We start from the raw sequence: 346 nt of genomic DNA, 5'->3' as shown, positions 1-346 counted from the left end.
GGGCGGGGACCTCGCGGAGTTCCGGCAGGGGCTGGAGGCGCTTGCTTCCGGGGCCGCTTCGGTGGGCGGTGCTGTCGGGGGCAAGGTCGGGTTCCTGTTCTCGGGTCAGGGTTCGCAGCGGATCTGCATGGGGCGTGGACTTTACGACGTCTTCCCGGTGTTCGCGGCGGCGTATGACGAGGTGTGCGTGCTTTTGGATGCGCCCGTGGATGTGGACTCTGAGGAGTTGAATCAGACGGGTTCGACGCAGCCGGCGTTGTTCGCGGTCGAGGTGGCGTTGTTCCGGCTGTTGGAGTCGTGGGGTGTGCGGCCGGACTTTGTGGCTGGTCACTCGGTGGGTGAGATC

General features: G+C 66.2%; 1 protein-coding gene. It reads left to right on the top strand.

Features of this window, described 5'->3' with window-relative positions; translation table 11 throughout:
• On the top strand, window positions 1-346 hold a 346-nt coding region (locus IO33_RS0142170; protein ID WP_031174360.1), incomplete at both ends, for an acyltransferase domain-containing protein.

It is taken from the genome of Streptomyces durhamensis (assembly GCF_000725475.1).
GTDB lineage: Bacteria > Actinomycetota > Actinomycetes > Streptomycetales > Streptomycetaceae > Streptomyces > Streptomyces filipinensis.
Note: the sequence above shows the minus strand (reverse complement) of the source record. Positions and strands in the feature narration are given on the sequence as shown.